Origin of the sequence: Rhizobium sp. CB3060 (assembly GCF_025200735.1) — a bacterium.
GTDB lineage: Bacteria > Pseudomonadota > Alphaproteobacteria > Rhizobiales > Rhizobiaceae > Rhizobium.
The window spans coordinates 418415-433052 of sequence record NZ_CP104159.1; the positions used below are offsets into that span (position 1 = coordinate 418415).

Annotated in this window: 14 protein-coding genes and 1 riboswitch; of the genes, 5 read left to right on the forward strand and 9 right to left on the reverse strand. The window is 58.9% G+C overall.

Going from position 1 to position 14638, the window contains the following annotated elements:
- Positions 1-178: 178 nt before the first annotated feature.
- Positions 179-823, reverse strand: a complete 645-nt coding sequence (locus tag N2601_RS21415; protein WP_260304816.1) for a response regulator transcription factor — start codon at positions 821-823, stop codon at positions 179-181.
- Positions 820-2205, reverse strand: a complete 1386-nt coding sequence (locus N2601_RS21420; RefSeq protein ID WP_260304817.1) for a cache domain-containing protein — start codon at positions 2203-2205, stop codon at positions 820-822. Before N2601_RS21420 ends, N2601_RS21415 begins: the two co-directional genes overlap by 4 nt.
- Positions 2206-2765: 560 nt before the next feature.
- Between N2601_RS21420 and N2601_RS21425 the strand changes: the two genes are divergently transcribed.
- Complete coding sequence (locus N2601_RS21425) at positions 2766-2996, forward strand: DUF1127 domain-containing protein (RefSeq protein WP_260304818.1); 231 nt, start codon at positions 2766-2768, stop codon at positions 2994-2996.
- A 120-nt stretch (positions 2997-3116) separates the two neighbouring features.
- Here the strand turns inward: N2601_RS21425 and ribB are convergent, their stop codons facing one another.
- The 7 genes from ribB to N2601_RS21460 form a co-directional block, all read right to left on the reverse strand.
- Complete coding sequence (ribB, locus tag N2601_RS21430; RefSeq protein ID WP_260304819.1) at positions 3117-3758, reverse strand: 3,4-dihydroxy-2-butanone-4-phosphate synthase; 642 nt, start codon at positions 3756-3758, stop codon at positions 3117-3119.
- A gap of 119 nt (positions 3759-3877) precedes the next feature.
- A riboswitch (FMN riboswitch) is annotated at positions 3878-4023 on the reverse strand.
- A gap of 107 nt (positions 4024-4130) precedes the next feature.
- Entirely contained in the window at positions 4131-4913 is a 783-nt protein-coding gene (locus tag N2601_RS21435) for a glucose 1-dehydrogenase (RefSeq protein ID WP_260304820.1), read from the reverse strand.
- Between the two features lie 105 nt (positions 4914-5018).
- Entirely contained in the window at positions 5019-5759 is a 741-nt protein-coding gene (gene tpiA, locus N2601_RS21440) for a triose-phosphate isomerase (RefSeq protein ID WP_445945026.1), read from the reverse strand.
- Between the two features lie 5 nt (positions 5760-5764).
- Complete coding sequence (locus N2601_RS21445) at positions 5765-6553, reverse strand: SDR family oxidoreductase (protein ID WP_260304822.1); 789 nt, start codon at positions 6551-6553, stop codon at positions 5765-5767.
- Between the two features lie 24 nt (positions 6554-6577).
- On the reverse strand, positions 6578-8056 hold the full coding sequence (locus N2601_RS21450; protein ID WP_260304823.1) for a sugar ABC transporter ATP-binding protein: 1479 nt from the start codon (positions 8054-8056) through the stop codon (positions 6578-6580).
- Positions 8057-8078: 22 nt separating this feature from the next.
- The gene (locus N2601_RS21455) at positions 8079-9008 is read right to left on the reverse strand and encodes a sugar ABC transporter substrate-binding protein (RefSeq protein WP_260304824.1); all 930 of its coding nucleotides are present in this window, start codon (positions 9006-9008) and stop codon (positions 8079-8081) included.
- Positions 9009-9123: 115 nt separating this feature from the next.
- Positions 9124-10104 carry an ABC transporter permease gene (locus tag N2601_RS21460; protein ID WP_104826370.1) on the reverse strand — a complete coding sequence of 327 codons (981 nt, stop codon included), beginning with the start codon at positions 10102-10104 and terminating at the stop codon, positions 9124-9126.
- Positions 10105-10329: 225 nt separating this feature from the next.
- Between N2601_RS21460 and N2601_RS21465 the strand changes: the two genes are divergently transcribed.
- The 4 genes from N2601_RS21465 (at position 10330) to N2601_RS21480 (ending at position 14617) form a co-directional block, all read left to right on the forward strand.
- On the forward strand, positions 10330-11139 hold the full coding sequence (locus tag N2601_RS21465) for a transketolase (protein WP_260304826.1): 810 nt from the start codon (positions 10330-10332) through the stop codon (positions 11137-11139).
- Positions 11139-12095 carry a transketolase family protein gene (locus N2601_RS21470; RefSeq protein ID WP_260304827.1) on the forward strand — a complete coding sequence of 319 codons (957 nt, stop codon included), beginning with the start codon at positions 11139-11141 and terminating at the stop codon, positions 12093-12095. Before N2601_RS21465 ends, N2601_RS21470 begins: the two co-directional genes overlap by 1 nt.
- A gap of 71 nt (positions 12096-12166) precedes the next feature.
- Complete coding sequence (locus N2601_RS21475; protein ID WP_260304828.1) at positions 12167-13636, forward strand: FGGY family carbohydrate kinase; 1470 nt, start codon at positions 12167-12169, stop codon at positions 13634-13636.
- A gap of 21 nt (positions 13637-13657) precedes the next feature.
- Positions 13658-14617: a sugar-binding transcriptional regulator gene (locus tag N2601_RS21480; RefSeq protein WP_260304829.1), complete on the forward strand. Its 960-nt coding sequence runs from the start codon at positions 13658-13660 to the stop codon at positions 14615-14617.
- Positions 14618-14638 lie beyond the last annotated feature (21 nt).

A 14638-nucleotide genomic window follows, 5' to 3' on the forward strand; every position in this document is an offset into this window, starting at 1 on the left:
TCGTGCCGTTGCAACAGGTTCCCCGGTTGAACGGCAGCAGACGCAATGCATTTGAATTCCTCCCAACGGCTCGCCCTGAAGCCAGCCGCAGTAAAGTCCTATGGTGACGATTTTCGTCAGACAAGATGGCTACGGAGTGAAATGGTCGGGCCTACCCAGAAGTGGGTAGAACGTCGATTCATCGCGTTTTGACGCTGATGCCGTGATCGAGCGCATAGCGGATGAGGCCTGCGGTCGTTGCAATGTTGAGCTTCTTCTTGACGTTCTTGCGGTGCGTCTCGGCCGTGGCGGGCGTAATGCCAAGGGCCTCGGCCATCTCCTTGTTGCTCCTTCCGGAAACAATGAGGCCGAGGATGTCGCGCTCGCGCGGTGTCAGGGAATCCGTGTCGTTTCCGCTCTTCCGCTCCATCAGCACGTCAACAACACCGGACGAGAAATATGTTCCACCCTCAGCCACCGTCTCGATGGCCAAAACGATTTCGTCGGTCGAGACATCCTTGAGGATATAGCCGGCGGCACCGCGCATCACGGAGGAGGAGATGTATTCCCGGCTGTCATGCATGGAGAGCATGACGACGCGCGCCTCGGGCAATTCGTTTCGAAAGAGTTCGATGGCGTCGATCCCATTTAGCTTCGGCATGTTGATATCCATCAGCACGACCTCGGGCCGCGTGTCGCGGCCGATGTCCAGGCCGGACTGTGCCAGCCCTGCCGTTCCTACGACCTCTATATGATCGTAGGTTTCGAGCACGGCTTTCAGCCCATCGATCACCAGCGGGTGGTTGTCGATCAGCAGTACCTTGATCTTGGGACGCGCTGTCATGCGGCTTTGACCTGATCGCGGGGCTGCGTATTGGCTGATTTCGGCATCATCGCTGTCAATGTCGTGCCAGCGGCCGTGCTGTCGATCAGAAGCAGGCCGCGGAAATGCGCCATTCGCTCCTGCATGTTGCGCAGACCTAGACCGTGCCCGCCGACGGCTGCCGTTCTGGCGTCGCCGAAGCCCGTGCCGTTGTCGGAGATGGTCATGCGCGCCCGCCCACCGTCGCTCCAAAGTTTTACCGCGAGGCGGCTCGCACCGGAATGCCGCTCGACATTGTTGAATGCCTCCTGAGCAACGCGATAGAGAGCCGTGCTGGCCTCGGGTTTTAGCCGATCGACGAAACCGGTCGCTTCGATTTCGGTCGTGATCCCGCTCCGCTCCTCGAAGTTATGGCACAAAGCCTCGAGCGCTGCGGTGAGACCCATGTCGTCGAGCACACGCGGGCGCAGATCGTGGGACAGCCGCCGGATCTCCTTGATCGCGCCATTCAGCGCCTCCACGCCGCGCTCGATAGTGCGCGCCGCATCGTTGACGTCGGTCCTGACTTTGCGGCCGGCAAGATCCATGGCGTAGCGGACGCCGAGTAGATTTTGCGAAATGCCGTCATGCAGTTCTCGGGCAAGCCGGGCGCGTTCTTCCTCCTGCGTGTCGATCACCCGCTGGGTCAGTGCCTTGAGCCTGCCGTCGGCCATGCGCCGCTCGTGAAAAGTAAGCAGCATGCAGGTCGTGAAGACGACGATAACAGCGGGAACGGCAATCAGCGCCACGATCACAAAGGTGCTTTTGATACTGGCGCGCATGCTCGCATTTGCCGCCGCCGTCTGCGCGTAAACGTCGTCGAGATAGACGCCAGTTCCGACGACCCAGCGCCACTTGTCGAGCCCGACGACGAAGGACAGCTTGTCGGCCACCTGGCCGCTGGATGGCTTTTGCCACTTGTATTGGTGCAGGCCGCCGCCCGCCTTTGCAGTCGCGATCAGCTCGGCGATGACCTTGTCGCCGTTGGGATCAGTCAGATCGAGCCAATTGCGGCCATGCCGGAAGATTTGGCGCGGATGGACGATATTGTTGCCGTCATAGTCATAGACAAAGAAATATCCGTCCTTGCCGTAGTCGAGCGAAGTCAGGATCGCCGCTACCTTTTCCTTGGCCGCCTGATCGTCCGCGGCCGCATCTCCGTAGGTCGCCTGGATCGCCGAAAGGGCAAGATTGGTCAGGTTGAGGATTTCGGTTTCCTTGGCTTTCAGCATGTTCTGCTCGAATGTCGCGATATTGACTTGAGTAAGGTTCGCCGACTGCCAAGTGATGAAACTCGTGATCGCCAGAATCGCGACCACGAGCGGAATGATCGCCAGCGCAATGATCTGATGTCTTAGCGACAAGAGATGGTCCTCCGAAGGTTTCGCGGCCAATTGCGTCCGTGTCTCTCCCTTCACGGACCGCCGAAACATTTTTCACTAAAGCGGCAAGGGCAATGCGCGGTCAAGTGTGACGCCTGCCAAACGGGGGCGACATGTCACTCGATGAATGACCGAATAATAGCGAGCAGAGAGGCGAGCGGGTCGGCGCAGTGTTGCATTTCCGCAACGAATCTCGCTCCATTTCCTGCAATGTGAAATTGCATGCTTGCCGATTGACCGATCTCGTGTACCATACGCGCATCCGCAATCAAATCAGAGGAGGCGTGAAATGAAATCAATTGTCATGTTTAGACGCTTCTCTGGCGGAATGGCCGTGGTGGTGTCGATGCGCTGCGCTTCGAGCCCAAGCCGACATTGGCACCTGGCTTTCTAAGCCCTCGGATTCTCTGCCGTTTAGCATTTTCCCTGTTATCTTGACGTGACCGGCTACCGGACGAACGTTCGTATTTTCGCGTCCGTTATCCCCGCGTCTTTTGACCTTCGAAAGGACCTGGTTGCGTCGTTGCGCCGGGAAAGACACTATGCGCGAAGCACAATCTTTGGTTGCTGATACCCTTTCGGCAACGGTTAATGAACTCTGCCTGAAATTCGGCGCTCGGAAGACCGCGTTTGCGTTGTTTCTCGCCGTCTGGCGGCGCCATCAAGAGGCAAACCAAACCTCTCATCTGTCCAATCGCATGCGCCAGGATATCGGCCTTCCGGACGGTGAGGATGTGTCCAAACTTCCGGTTTGGAATTTCAAGGCTTGGTGATGGACCGGAGTGCACAAGCGAGCGCGAGGGGTGTCAAAGACTCCTCGCGCTCCAATCTCTGCAGCTCGGCGTGGATTTGGAACTGTGGGCAGGCGCCGGCCACCGGGCGCGCGCCTACTGTCAGGCTGCCGACATTTCCGGTGTCGCCAGATCGCGCTGATGCGCCAGATAAGCGATCAGATCTTCAATCGTCACCAGGAGCAGGCCGTGCCGCTCGGCAAACTTCTCAAGATCGGGAAGGCGAGCCATGGTGCCGTCATCATTGGCGACTTCGCAAATCACGCCAGATCCGGAGCGCCCCGCAAGCTTTGCGAGATCGACGGCTGCCTCGGTATGGCCGGGACGTCCAAGCACGCCAGCCGGGTGAGCGCGCAGTGGAAAAATGTGCCCTGGGCGGGCAAAGTCGTCTGGCCGCGTGCCCTTGGTAACGAGGGCACGAACCGTCGCGGCGCGATCGGCTGCAGAAATCCCTGTCGTCGTTTCGGGAATATAGTCGACGGACACCGTGAAGGCGGTCTTCAGAACCTCGGTATTGCGTGGAACCATCAGGGGAATGTCGAGCTCATCCAGCCTTTCACCTTCCACGGCCACACAGATCAGACCGCGCGCATGATTCATCATGAAGGTAATTGCCGCAGGCGTCACAGCATCGGACGCAATCACAAGGTCGCCCTCGTTTTCTCTATCCTGGTCATCAACAACAACAACGATCTCGCCGCGTGAAATCGCCGCGATTGCGTCTTCGATTTTGGAAATTGCCATGCACTTTGCCTTTCAAGGGTTAGCCGCTTTTGCGGCATCCAAGACCTCTTTCGAAGTCACTGTTTATCCCTTGGGCGAACAAGCCTGCGGACACACCACAACACTGGTGGTGCTCGCACGGTTGCTCTCTTCCATCCGGACTTTAACCGTCGGCCCCGGCCTCTCACCGGGTCTGCTGACCCTCCGCAATTTGCGGAAGCGCTCGCGGGCTCCGAGTTTCCTCGATACCGCCGGTGGGGAGTTTCACCCCGCCCTGAGAACGCTGATAAGATAGGCGATCGATATGGCCTCCCGCAAGAGGGCAGTTTTCCTCTCACTGTCTTTTCTGCGACACAACCGGTGAACAGATTGTTTTCTCATGCCTGACGGAACTCAGGACATGATGAGACCGCCGTCGACATTGATCGTCTGACCTGTGATGTAGGCCGCATCATCGCTCGCGAGGAAGGTGACGAGACCGGCGACGTCTTCGCCGGAACCGGCGCGCTTCATCGGAATGCCTGCGACCCACTCCTTCATCAACTCGCCCGGACCGTAGTTGCCAAGGAGCTTACCCCAGGCCTGATCATTATAGGCCCACATGTCCGTCTCGATGATGCCCGGGCAGAACGCATTGACGGTTATATTTTCGGTGGCGACTTCCTTTGCGAGGCTCTGAGTGATCCCGACCACTCCCATCTTCGAGGCGGCATAGTGCGGCGTATAAATGAAGCCGTCTCGTGCCTGTCCCGATGCGGTATTGATGATGCGTCCGCCGCGGCCGTGTTTGCGCATGCGCAGGATCGCTTCCTGTGCGCACAGGAAAACACCCTTGGTGTTGACTGCCATGACCTTGTCCCACTCGCCTTCGGTCATGTCTTCAATCCGCGCGATTGTAATGACGCCGGCATTCTGGATCGAGACATCGACAGTATCGAAGGCATCTTCCGCAGCATCGTAAAGGGCCTTCACGCTTGCCTTATCCGTGACGTCGCCGACGAAGGAGATCGCTTTGCCGCCATTCTTCTTGATCTCTTCAGCGACGGAGTGCACCGACTCCTCATTGGCGGAAACGACGAGATTTGCGCCCTCTTTCGCAAAGCGCCGTGCGATGGCGGCACCAATACCCCGGCTGGCTCCAGTGATGACGACGGTCTTGTTTTCGAAGCGGTTCATTCGGATTTCTCCCGGTCCACCGCCGTGCTTCCTGGCAAACGGCGCTTAGCAAAATAAATCTTCAAGGCCGTCCCGTCGGCGGTCCAACAACCATCGGCCTGGCCTTCAAGGAACAGCGCGAAGTATCGCTGAAAAATCCGCTGCCTTCAGCGAGGCTCCCCCGATAAGCGCGCCGTCGACACCGGCAATGGCAAATAGCGAGGCCGCGTTCGATGGCTTCACGGAACCACCGTAAAGGAGCCGTATCTCATTGCCGTCAGCGCCAAATCGCTTGATCAGGGCTCCGTGCAGGGCGGCGTGAACTTCGGCGATCTCGGCCTCCGTCGGAACGCGGCCGGTTCCAATCGCCCATACCGGCTCGTAGGCGATAACGGTGTTGGCAGCGCAAGCACTGTCCGGAACGGACGCCGAAAGCTGGCTTTCGACGACCGCAAGCGTCATGCCGCTGGTCCTCTCATCGCCCGTTTCGCCGACGCAGACGATGGCCGTCAGTCCGGCGCGGTAAGCCGCCGCCGCTTTTGCGGCGACGAGAGCGCTGGTCTCACCATGGTTTGCCCGACGCTCCGAATGGCCGAGGATCACACGGGTTGCTCCGAGATCGGCCAGCATGTTCGCGGAAACATCGCCCGTGTGGGCGCCCGACGGCGAGGCGTTACAATCCTGCCCGCCGATCCGCAATTTTGAGCCGCGCGCTATCGACGCGGCGCGGTCGATAAGGGTGGCGGGTGGGCAAATGATGGCTTCGGCCTTGGCGTCATCGGCGGCGGCCGCGATGGCGACAATCTCGTTTAGGTCCGAGAGCAGCCCGTTCATTTTCCAGTTTCCGGCGATCAACTTGTGCGGCATCGTCATCACCAGCAGCAGAAACCGCCATCGACCAGCAGGTCGACACCCGTGACAAAGCTTGCCGCGTTGGAAAGCAGAAATACGGCGGGACCAACCATCTCATCGACCGTCGCCATGCGCTGCATCGGTGTCTGCTCTTCAAACAGCTTCGTCTGGTGGACCATCTCCGGCCGGGTGTTCATCGGTGTCGCCGTATAGCCGGGGGAGATCGTATTGACGCGAATTCCGCGGCCGACCCATTCCATTGCCAGGGACTTCGACATGTGGATGACGCCGGCCTTGGACGCGTTGTAATGGCATTGGTTCAGGCCGCGATTGACGATGACGCCCGACATGGACGCGATGTTCACGATCGATCCCTTGCCCCTCTTCAGCATCGAGCGCGCTTCGGCCTGGCAGGACAGAAAAACCCCCTTGAGGTTGATGTCCATCAGCGTCTGATATTGCTCTTCTTCCATCTCCTCGGCAGGGTTGGCATTCGCGATGCCTGCGGCATTGAGGGCGAGGGAGAGGGGACCAAGTTCGACATCCGCCCGTTCCACCGCTTCGGCAAGCGCTGCCTTGTTGGTCACATCGGCGGCAATCTGGATCGAATGGCGTCCAGCCTTGCGAACGAATTCGGCGGTCTGCGACAGGCCATCGTCGTTGCGGCGGTCAAGCAATGCGACATCTGCGCCGCATTGAGCCAGACCGATCGCGATGCGCTGGCCGATACCGCTACCGGCGCCGGTCACAAAGGCAACCTGGCCGGAGAGGTCGAAAAGCTTGGGAGCATTCAGAGTGATGTCGGGCATCGCTCTTCCTTTCTTGATGTCATTTTAGATTGTAGCCAATTCCATGACGGAGACGTCGTTCGCCTGGTCGCGCTCCAGAATTCCCGCTTGTTTGCCTTGCGCAAGGACAAGGATGCGGTTTGATACACCGAGAACCTCTTCCAGATCAGAGCTGACCACGATGACGGCCACGCCCCTGTTCGCGAGGCCGACAATGATGTCGTAGATGCCGGCGCGAGCCCCGACATCGATGCCTCGGGTCGGTTCATCGAGCACGACCACTTTGGGATCGCGCATCAGCCATTTTGCGATGACGATCTTCTGCTGGTTGCCGCCGGAGAGATCGGAGGCCAGTTGATCAGCACGGCCCTTGATACCAAATGTCGAAATGGCTCTTTTTGCGAAATCCCGCTTCATCGAGGACGTAATCCAGCGGCTTTCGAACCGATCGAGGTTTGGGTAAACGATATTTTCCGCGATGCGGTGGTTGACGACCAATCCCTGAAGCTTGCGGTCTTCCGGCACCATAACGATGCCTCTCGCTACCGCGTCAGCCGGACTATGCAGTTTTAACGCTTCGCCATTGAGGCGCACAGCGCCGGACCTTACGGGATCCGCTCCGGAGATGGCCCGCACCAATTCCGTTCGCCCCGCGCCGACCAGGCCGGCTATACCCAGAATTTCTCCGGCCCTGACCTCGAAGCTAATATCGCGGAATGAATCGTCCACCGAGGTCAGAGCGTCGACCTGCAACACCGGACGATCCTGCGGCACCGGCAATGTCGGGAACATTCTATCGAGCGAACGGCCGACCATGCTTTCAACGATCGTGCGCACAGGGGTCGAGCTATCGGCAAATTCCTGAACACGTTCGCCGTCGCGAAGAACGACAATGCGGTCGGTGATCTGCTTGATCTCTTCCATCCGGTGCGAAATGTAGATGATCCCGACGCCTTCGGAGCGCAATTTCCTGACCTGCTCGAAGAGCGCCTCGGTTTCCGCACCGCCGAGTGCGGCCGTCGGTTCGTCGAGGATCAGCAGCTTCGCATCGAGCGCCAGGGCCTTGGCAATTTCAATGAGCTGTTGGTTGGCGGTCGACAGTCCCGCCACCTTGCGCGTCGCAGGAATATGCAGGTTCAGGCGCGAGAGCTGTTCTTGAGCGCGTTTGACCATTTGTGTCCGGTCGACGACGCCGTTCTTCATCGGCCAGCGACCGATGAAGACATTTTCGGCGATCGTCAGCTCGGGAAGCAGTTGAAGCTCCTGGTGGATCAGGACCACGCCCTTGTCGATCGCCTCTCTCGGATTGGCAGGGGCATAGGGCTGCCCCTGCCATGTCATGGTACCTTCGGAAGGCGTGCGTGATCCGGCGATGATGCCCGATAGGGTCGATTTGCCCGCGCCGTTTTCGCCGAGCAAGGCGACGACCTCGCCCGGGAAGACATCGAGACTGACGTTCTTCAGGACTTCCAGAGGGCCGTAGCGCTTGGAAATACCTCTGAGTGTGAGCACCGGATCAGTCATCGCACCGCTCCCTTGGTTATGCTTACGGATGGTTGGCGATAAAGCCGGCCACGTTATCCTTTGTGGTCAGGGTCGCATCCATAAGCTGGACCGGCGGCGCTTTCTCGCCGCCGACGATTTTTACAGCATTGGCAACGGCATCGCGGCCCATTTTCTGGGTCTGCTGCGTCGCGGTCACGTCGAAGACGCCGTTTTTCAGCGCTTCGAGCGCCGCGGTGTCGCCATCGAAGCCGCCGAGAGCAATCTTTTGCGAGGGGTTTGCGACCTTGATGGCCTGTGCAGCGCCGAGGGCGAGCGCATCAGCCTGCGCGAAGACGATCGAAACGTCCGGATTGGCCTGGAGCATGTTCTGCATGATCTGGAAGCCTTCATCCTGGCTCCAGATGTTCGACCACTGCTCCGAGACGATCTTCACGCCGGGATTTGCCTTGACGGCATCCATGCAGCCCTTCGTGCGATCGACTTCCGGCGTCGTGCCCTTCTGGCCATGGATGATCACCATGTTGCCCTTACCGCCGGCCTTCTCGATGATGTACTTGCAGACGGCGTTTGCCGATGCGACGGAATCCGTAGCCAGGAAGGTGTCGCCAGGTGCACCGTCGGCGTTGCGGTCGACGTTGATGACCGGCACGTTCGACTGATGGGCGAGCTTCACCGGAATGGTTGCGGCGGCGGCACCGGCGGGAATGTAGATGAGCGCGTCGATGTTCTGCGTGAGAAGATCCTGGACCTGGTTGACCTGCGTCGGACCGTCGCCCTTCGCGTCAACGGTGATGACTTCGATGCCGCGGGTCTTGGCCTCAGCTTCGACAGCCTGCTTGATCTGGTTGAAGAAGTTTGCCTGAAGGTTGGCGACCGCGAGGCCGAGTTTCTTGACTTCCTTGGCCTGAACCGAGCCCAGCGACAGTGCGAGTATGGCTGCCGTGGTCAAGAGAGTACGGGAAAGTTTCATGAGTTCCTCCTTTGGTTTCAATCCGCCCTTGGATACGTCCTCCGCCCTCGGGCTTTCACAATCCCCGTCCGTGCAGCGGAAGGGGAATTCTGGCTATCGGCCTTAGTGGCTCGTCTTATGCCTTCCTCCGGCGCAGCGTTTCAGCGCCGACCGCAAGAACGATGACGACGCCGATGATCACTTGTTGCAGGAATGGGGAGACGTTGAGCAGGTTCAGGCCGTTGCGCAAAACGCCGATGATGAGCACGCCGATCAGCGTTCCACCGATGCCGCCAGCACCGCCCGATAGAGACGTTCCCCCGATGACGACGGCCGCAATGGTGTCGAGCTCGTAGCCAAAGCCGCTTGAAGGTTGGACGGCATCCAGGCGCGCAGCAAGGACGATCCCGGCAACGCCCGCCAATATGGCGCACACGACGTAAACGCCGATCGTGACCACCGGCACATTGATACCGGCCAGGCGGGCGACTTCGGGATTGCCACCGATTGCGTATAGCATGCGGCCTTCGGAGCGGTATTTGAGAAAGAGCCACGAGACGATGACGATCGCCAGCATCAGGAAGACCGTCGCGGTCAGGACGCCGAAGTGACGGTCGATCGCCAGCATCGTAAACCAGTCGGGAAAGCCGACAATCTGCTGGCCATCGGTAATCATATTGGCAATGCCACGGGCGACCGACATCATCGCAAGGGTAGCGATGAAGGCGGGCACACGGAAGCTCGTGACCATCAAGCCGACAATCAGGCCGCTGAAAGCTGAAGCCAGGAGCGCCAAGGGGATTGCGACGGCCATCGGCAAGCCCGCAACATTGGCAACCCAGCCCATCACCATCATCGACAGCGCAAGGACCGAGCCGACGGAAAGATCAATGCCGCCGATCAGAATGACGAAGGTCATACCCACGGACATGACGCCGAGCACGGTGATTTGATCGAGGATGTTGAGCGCGTTGCGCACCGAAAGAAACCGGTCCGTCGCAACGCTCAGGAAAACGCAGAGTATCAGCAAGCCGATCAGCGGACCCGTGGCCCCGCTAAGCCATGCAAGTGAGGTTCGCGGCTGGCGGCTTTGCTCGTTAACGCCCAAGGCTGACATGGCTCCTCCACTCCTTATGCTTGCTTCAGGTGATTTTCCTTCAAGCTTGCATATTTATGCATTCATGTTGGAAAATTCATTATCAACTCATATTTGGCCTGTCAAGCGCTGAAAAAGGCGCATAGCTTTCTGCCAAAGCGGCATGCAATCAATAAATGGGCTTGACTGAATGGTCTTTTGTGCAAAAATATCTGTGATTGAATATTTATGCAACGAGGGAGCATCATGCAAGTTAAGGAACTTGAGCGCGTCGCGCGTCAGATACGCCTGCGTGACCTGCAAGCGGTCTATGACGCAGGTGCGGGACATATTGGCGGTGAGATGTCGGCGATCGACATCCTGACGGCTCTCTATTTTCGCGTTCTGAAAATCTATCCCAGCGAACCGAAGCGGCCCGATCGTGATCGGTTCATTCTGTCAAAGGGCCACACGGCCTGCGCGCTGTACGTTACCTTGGCAAAGCGCGGGTTCATTTCGGAAGAGGAGATCTCGACGTTTTTGCAGCCGCATTCACGGCTCAACGGCCATCCCAATTGCAACAAGGTGCCGGGTGTCGAAACCAACACCGGTCCGTTGGGGCACGGATTGCCTGTGTCCGTCGGCATTGCCAAGGCCGGCAAGATGAATGGCGCCGGCTATCACACCTATGTCATGACCGGGGACGGCGAGATGCAAGAGGGATCGAACTGGGAGGCCATCATGGCGGCATCGCAGTTCAATCTGGACAATCTGACCCTGATCATCGATCACAATCGCTTCCAGCAAGGCGCGGCACTCGCCGATACCAATAATGTCGCCCCGCTCAGACCGAAACTCGAAGCATTCGGCTGGGAAGTCAGCGAAATCAACGGCAACGAAATGACGCAAATCGTTCCCGCATTGGAACATCGCGGCCCGCGTCCGCACTGCATCATCGCCCACACCAACAAGGGCCATGGCATCTCCTTCATGCAGGACCGGGTGGAGTGGCATCATAAGGTGCCGAACAAGGAACAATACGAACAAGCAGTCGCAGAACTGTCGGAGGCACTCTAATGGACGCGCCCAACTCGAACATCAATCTTCACGATTGCCGTGATGCTTTCGCTGCGACTTTGGAGGCGTTGGCGGGTAGCGAGCAGACGATCATTGCGGTCTGCAACGATTCCGTCGGCTCATCCAAGCTCGGCGGGTTCAAATTCAAATTCCCGGAACGACTGGTCAATGTCGGCATTGCCGAACAAAACATGGTCGGCGTCGGAGCGGGGCTGGCGAACGGCGGACAGATCCCATTCGTCTGTGGGGCCGCGTGCTTCCTGACCGGCCGTGCTCTGGAGCAGATCAAGGCCGATATTTCCTATTCGAATGCGAACGTCAAACTGATCGGCATTTCCTCCGGCATGGCCTATGGCGAACTCGGCCCGACGCATCATTCCATCGAGGATTTCGCTTGGACGCGTGTCCTGCCAAATCTTCCGGTTATTGCGCCATGCGACCGCATTGAAACGGCTGCTGCTGTAAAATGGGCGGCAAGCTATGCCGGACCCTGCTTCCTGCGCCTGTCGCGCGTCGGCGTTCCGGACCTGCTGCCGGACGATCATAAGTTCGAGCTCGGCAAAGCCAACGTGCTGCGCGAGGGCAGGGACGTGACGCTGATTGCCAACGGCACGCTGACGCATCGCATCGTCAAGGCCGCAGAAATCCTCGCAAGCCAGGGGATCGACGCCCGTGTTCTCAACATGGCAACCGTGCGGCCGATCGATGAGCAGGCTATCATTGCCGCCGCAAAGGAAACGGGCGCCATCGTGACAGCCGAAGAGCATTCGATTTACGGCGGTCTCGGCTCTGCGGTCGCCGAAGTGGTCGTCGATAATGCGCCTGTTCCGATGAAGCGTCTGGGCGTTCCTGGTATCTATGCTCCGACAGGCTCGGCGGAATTCCTTCTGGATGAATTCGGAATGGCTCCGGACGCCATTGCGCAGGCGGCGTCGGCGCTTCTCAAGAGGAAGTGATCTGACGCTGACAGCGCGTTCGCTGGGGCATTGCTCTGAATGCCCCGGTCCATTTTGGGAGGAAACATTTTATGCGAGCCATCCTGGCAATCGATCAGGGCACGACGAATTCCAAGGCCATTCTGGTATCGGAAAAGGGCGAGCTGATTTCTCGCGGTGCTGCGCCCGTTGGCATTAGCTATCCGCAACCAGGCTGGGTCGAGCAGGATCCAAATCGCATCTGGCAATCGGTATGCGAGGCGATACGTGCTTGTATCGAAGCTGCGCCGGAAAAGGTTGCGATCGAAGCGGTTGCGATTTCCAACCAGCGGGAATCGGTAACGATGTGGGATGGCGATACCGGCGAGGCGCTCGGTCCCGTCGTGAGCTGGCAGTGCCGCCGTACGGCCGGCGATTGCGAAAAGCTGATTGGGCTCGGGCATTCGCAGTGGGTCGAGGAGACTACTGGCCTGCCGATCGACCCGATGTTTCCCGGCTCGAAGATGAAATGGTTGCTGGATCGCGCCCCGGCCGGGCGCGCAGTGCGAATCGGCACCGTGGATAGCTGGCTTATCCACTGCCTGACGGGTGGTAAGAAGCATGTCTGCGACGCATCGAATGCAGCCCGCAGCCAACTCTTCGACCTGAAAGCCCAGCGTTGGAGCGACGAGCTTTGCACATTGTTTGGCGTAGACAAAGGCCTGCTTCCCGAAGTTCTTGACAGCGCCGGGCAATTCGGAACGACCACGAGCCTCCCGGGCGTGCCGGACGGAACGTCCATTTGCGCTGCCATCGGCGATAGCCACGCCGCTCTCTTCGGGCATGGGGCCCATAAGGCGGGAGACGGCAAAGTGACGTTCGGCACGGGTTCGTCGGTCATGACGACACTGCCGCACTTTATCGCACCGCAACATGGGATCACGACGACCGTTGCCTGGCGCATTGCGGGAAAACCGACCTTCGCTTTCGAAGGCAATATCCTCGTCTCAGCGGCAAGCCTGCCGTGGATGACAGAAATTCTCGGGCTTTCCGACGTCACCGCACTCGTCGAGCTGGCGGCGACCGCCGAGCCGGGTGGGCCCGGCTTCGTTCCCGCGTTTGTCGGCCTCGGGGCGCCCCATTGGAATTCGGATGCTCGCGCGCTGTTTTCCCAAATCAACTTCAGCACCACCCGCGCGCAGTTGGCGAGGGCCGTTACCGATTCCATTGCGCTGCAGGTGCATGATGTCTTCCAGGCGATGCAGAAGCAGAATGGAGGAAACATCGGCTCGCTCTATGTCGACGGTGGACCCAGTCAGAATACGTTTCTCATGCAGTGTGTCGCGGATCTATTGGAGCACGCTGTTATTCAATGCGCAGCGCCGGAGGCGTCGGCGCTGGGTGCCGCCTATCTGGCCGGCCTGTCGTTGGGCATGTGGGCGGATCTTGACGCTATCGGTCGCCTTCCTCGACAGAACACAATCATCAAGCCGCGGGCAAACGACAACGCGGAAAGGTTTAAAACGTGGAATGATGCGATTGCACGCTCGACGTTCGAACCGCCGCCCGCTATTGGTGAATAAAAATTCACTGATGGAACAAGCATGGGACGGATCAACGAGCTTCGCCTGATTTCTCGTGTCGCACAGATGTATCACATCGAGCACAAGAGACAGGCTGATATTGCCCAGCACCTGAGGCTGTCGCAGGCGACCGTCTCTCGAATGCTCAAGCGGGCGGAAGCCGAAGACATCGTGCGGACCACCGTTATCCCACCTGTCGGAACCTATACCGAACTCGAAACCGCGCTCCGGGAACGTTTCAATCTTCCCGAAGCGATCGTCGTGGAATGTTCCGAAGACCGGGAAGGCGCCATCATGGCGCGGATCGGCGAAGCCGCCGCTCACCTTCTCGAAGTCACCCTTTCCGAGGGCGAAATTATCGGCGTTTCAAGCTGGAGCCAGACGATTTTCAAGATGGTGGAGAATATCCACCCGCAAAAAAGCGCCCAGGCAAAATATATCGTTCAGACCCTCGGTGGCATGGGCGACCCTTCCGTTCAGACCCATGCGACGCAGCTAACCACAAGGCTCGCCCGTTTGACTGGCGCCGAACCCAAACTCCTTCCGGTCCAAGGCGTGACAAGTTCAAGGGAGGCCAAGCTGCTTATGATGGCCGATCCGTTCGTGCGGGAAACGATCGAGCTTTTCGGGGCGATCAGCGTCGCAATCGTCGGCATCGGCGCGGTCGAACCGTCCGAGCTTCTGGCCCGGTCCGGCAATATCTTCTCGTCGCGCGAATTAGCGGACTTGGCCGATGCTGGAGCGGTCGGCGATATTTCCTTGCGTTTCTTCGACGGCAAGGGAAAACCGGTCAAAACGCCCCTGGACGAGAGGGTGATCGGTATCTCGCTTGATGAGCTTGCCAAGGTTGACCGGGTGATTGCGCTTGCGGGAGGCGAAAAGAAGACCGCCGCTATCGCCGGCGCACTGCGTATAGGTGTGATTGATACCTTGGTGACCGACAAATTCACCGCGCAGCGGCTGATCGATCAACCGGCATAGGTCCAATGCCGCAGCCTGTAT

Coding starts and splice junctions, on each gene's coding strand:
- N2601_RS21445 (WP_260304822.1), bottom strand. CDS start 6,553: ATGCCCGACATCACTCTGAATGCTCCCAAGCTTTTCGACCTCTCCGGC.
- N2601_RS21425 (WP_260304818.1), top strand. CDS start 2,766: ATGCGCGAAGCACAATCTTTGGTTGCTGATACCCTTTCGGCAACGGTT.
- N2601_RS21475 (WP_260304828.1), top strand. CDS start 12,167: ATGCGAGCCATCCTGGCAATCGATCAGGGCACGACGAATTCCAAGGCC.
- N2601_RS21480 (WP_260304829.1), top strand. CDS start 13,658: ATGGGACGGATCAACGAGCTTCGCCTGATTTCTCGTGTCGCACAGATG.
- N2601_RS21465 (WP_260304826.1), top strand. CDS start 10,330: ATGCAAGTTAAGGAACTTGAGCGCGTCGCGCGTCAGATACGCCTGCGT.
- tpiA (WP_445945026.1), bottom strand. CDS start 5,759: ATGCCGCACAAGTTGATCGCCGGAAACTGGAAAATGAACGGGCTGCTC.
- N2601_RS21415 (WP_260304816.1), bottom strand. CDS start 823: ATGACAGCGCGTCCCAAGATCAAGGTACTGCTGATCGACAACCACCCG.
- N2601_RS21460 (WP_104826370.1), bottom strand. CDS start 10,104: ATGTCAGCCTTGGGCGTTAACGAGCAAAGCCGCCAGCCGCGAACCTCA.
- N2601_RS21435 (WP_260304820.1), bottom strand. CDS start 4,913: ATGAACCGCTTCGAAAACAAGACCGTCGTCATCACTGGAGCCAGCCGG.
- N2601_RS21450 (WP_260304823.1), bottom strand. CDS start 8,056: ATGACTGATCCGGTGCTCACACTCAGAGGTATTTCCAAGCGCTACGGC.
- N2601_RS21470 (WP_260304827.1), top strand. CDS start 11,139: ATGGACGCGCCCAACTCGAACATCAATCTTCACGATTGCCGTGATGCT.
- ribB (WP_260304819.1), bottom strand. CDS start 3,758: ATGGCAATTTCCAAAATCGAAGACGCAATCGCGGCGATTTCACGCGGC.
- N2601_RS21455 (WP_260304824.1), bottom strand. CDS start 9,008: ATGAAACTTTCCCGTACTCTCTTGACCACGGCAGCCATACTCGCACTG.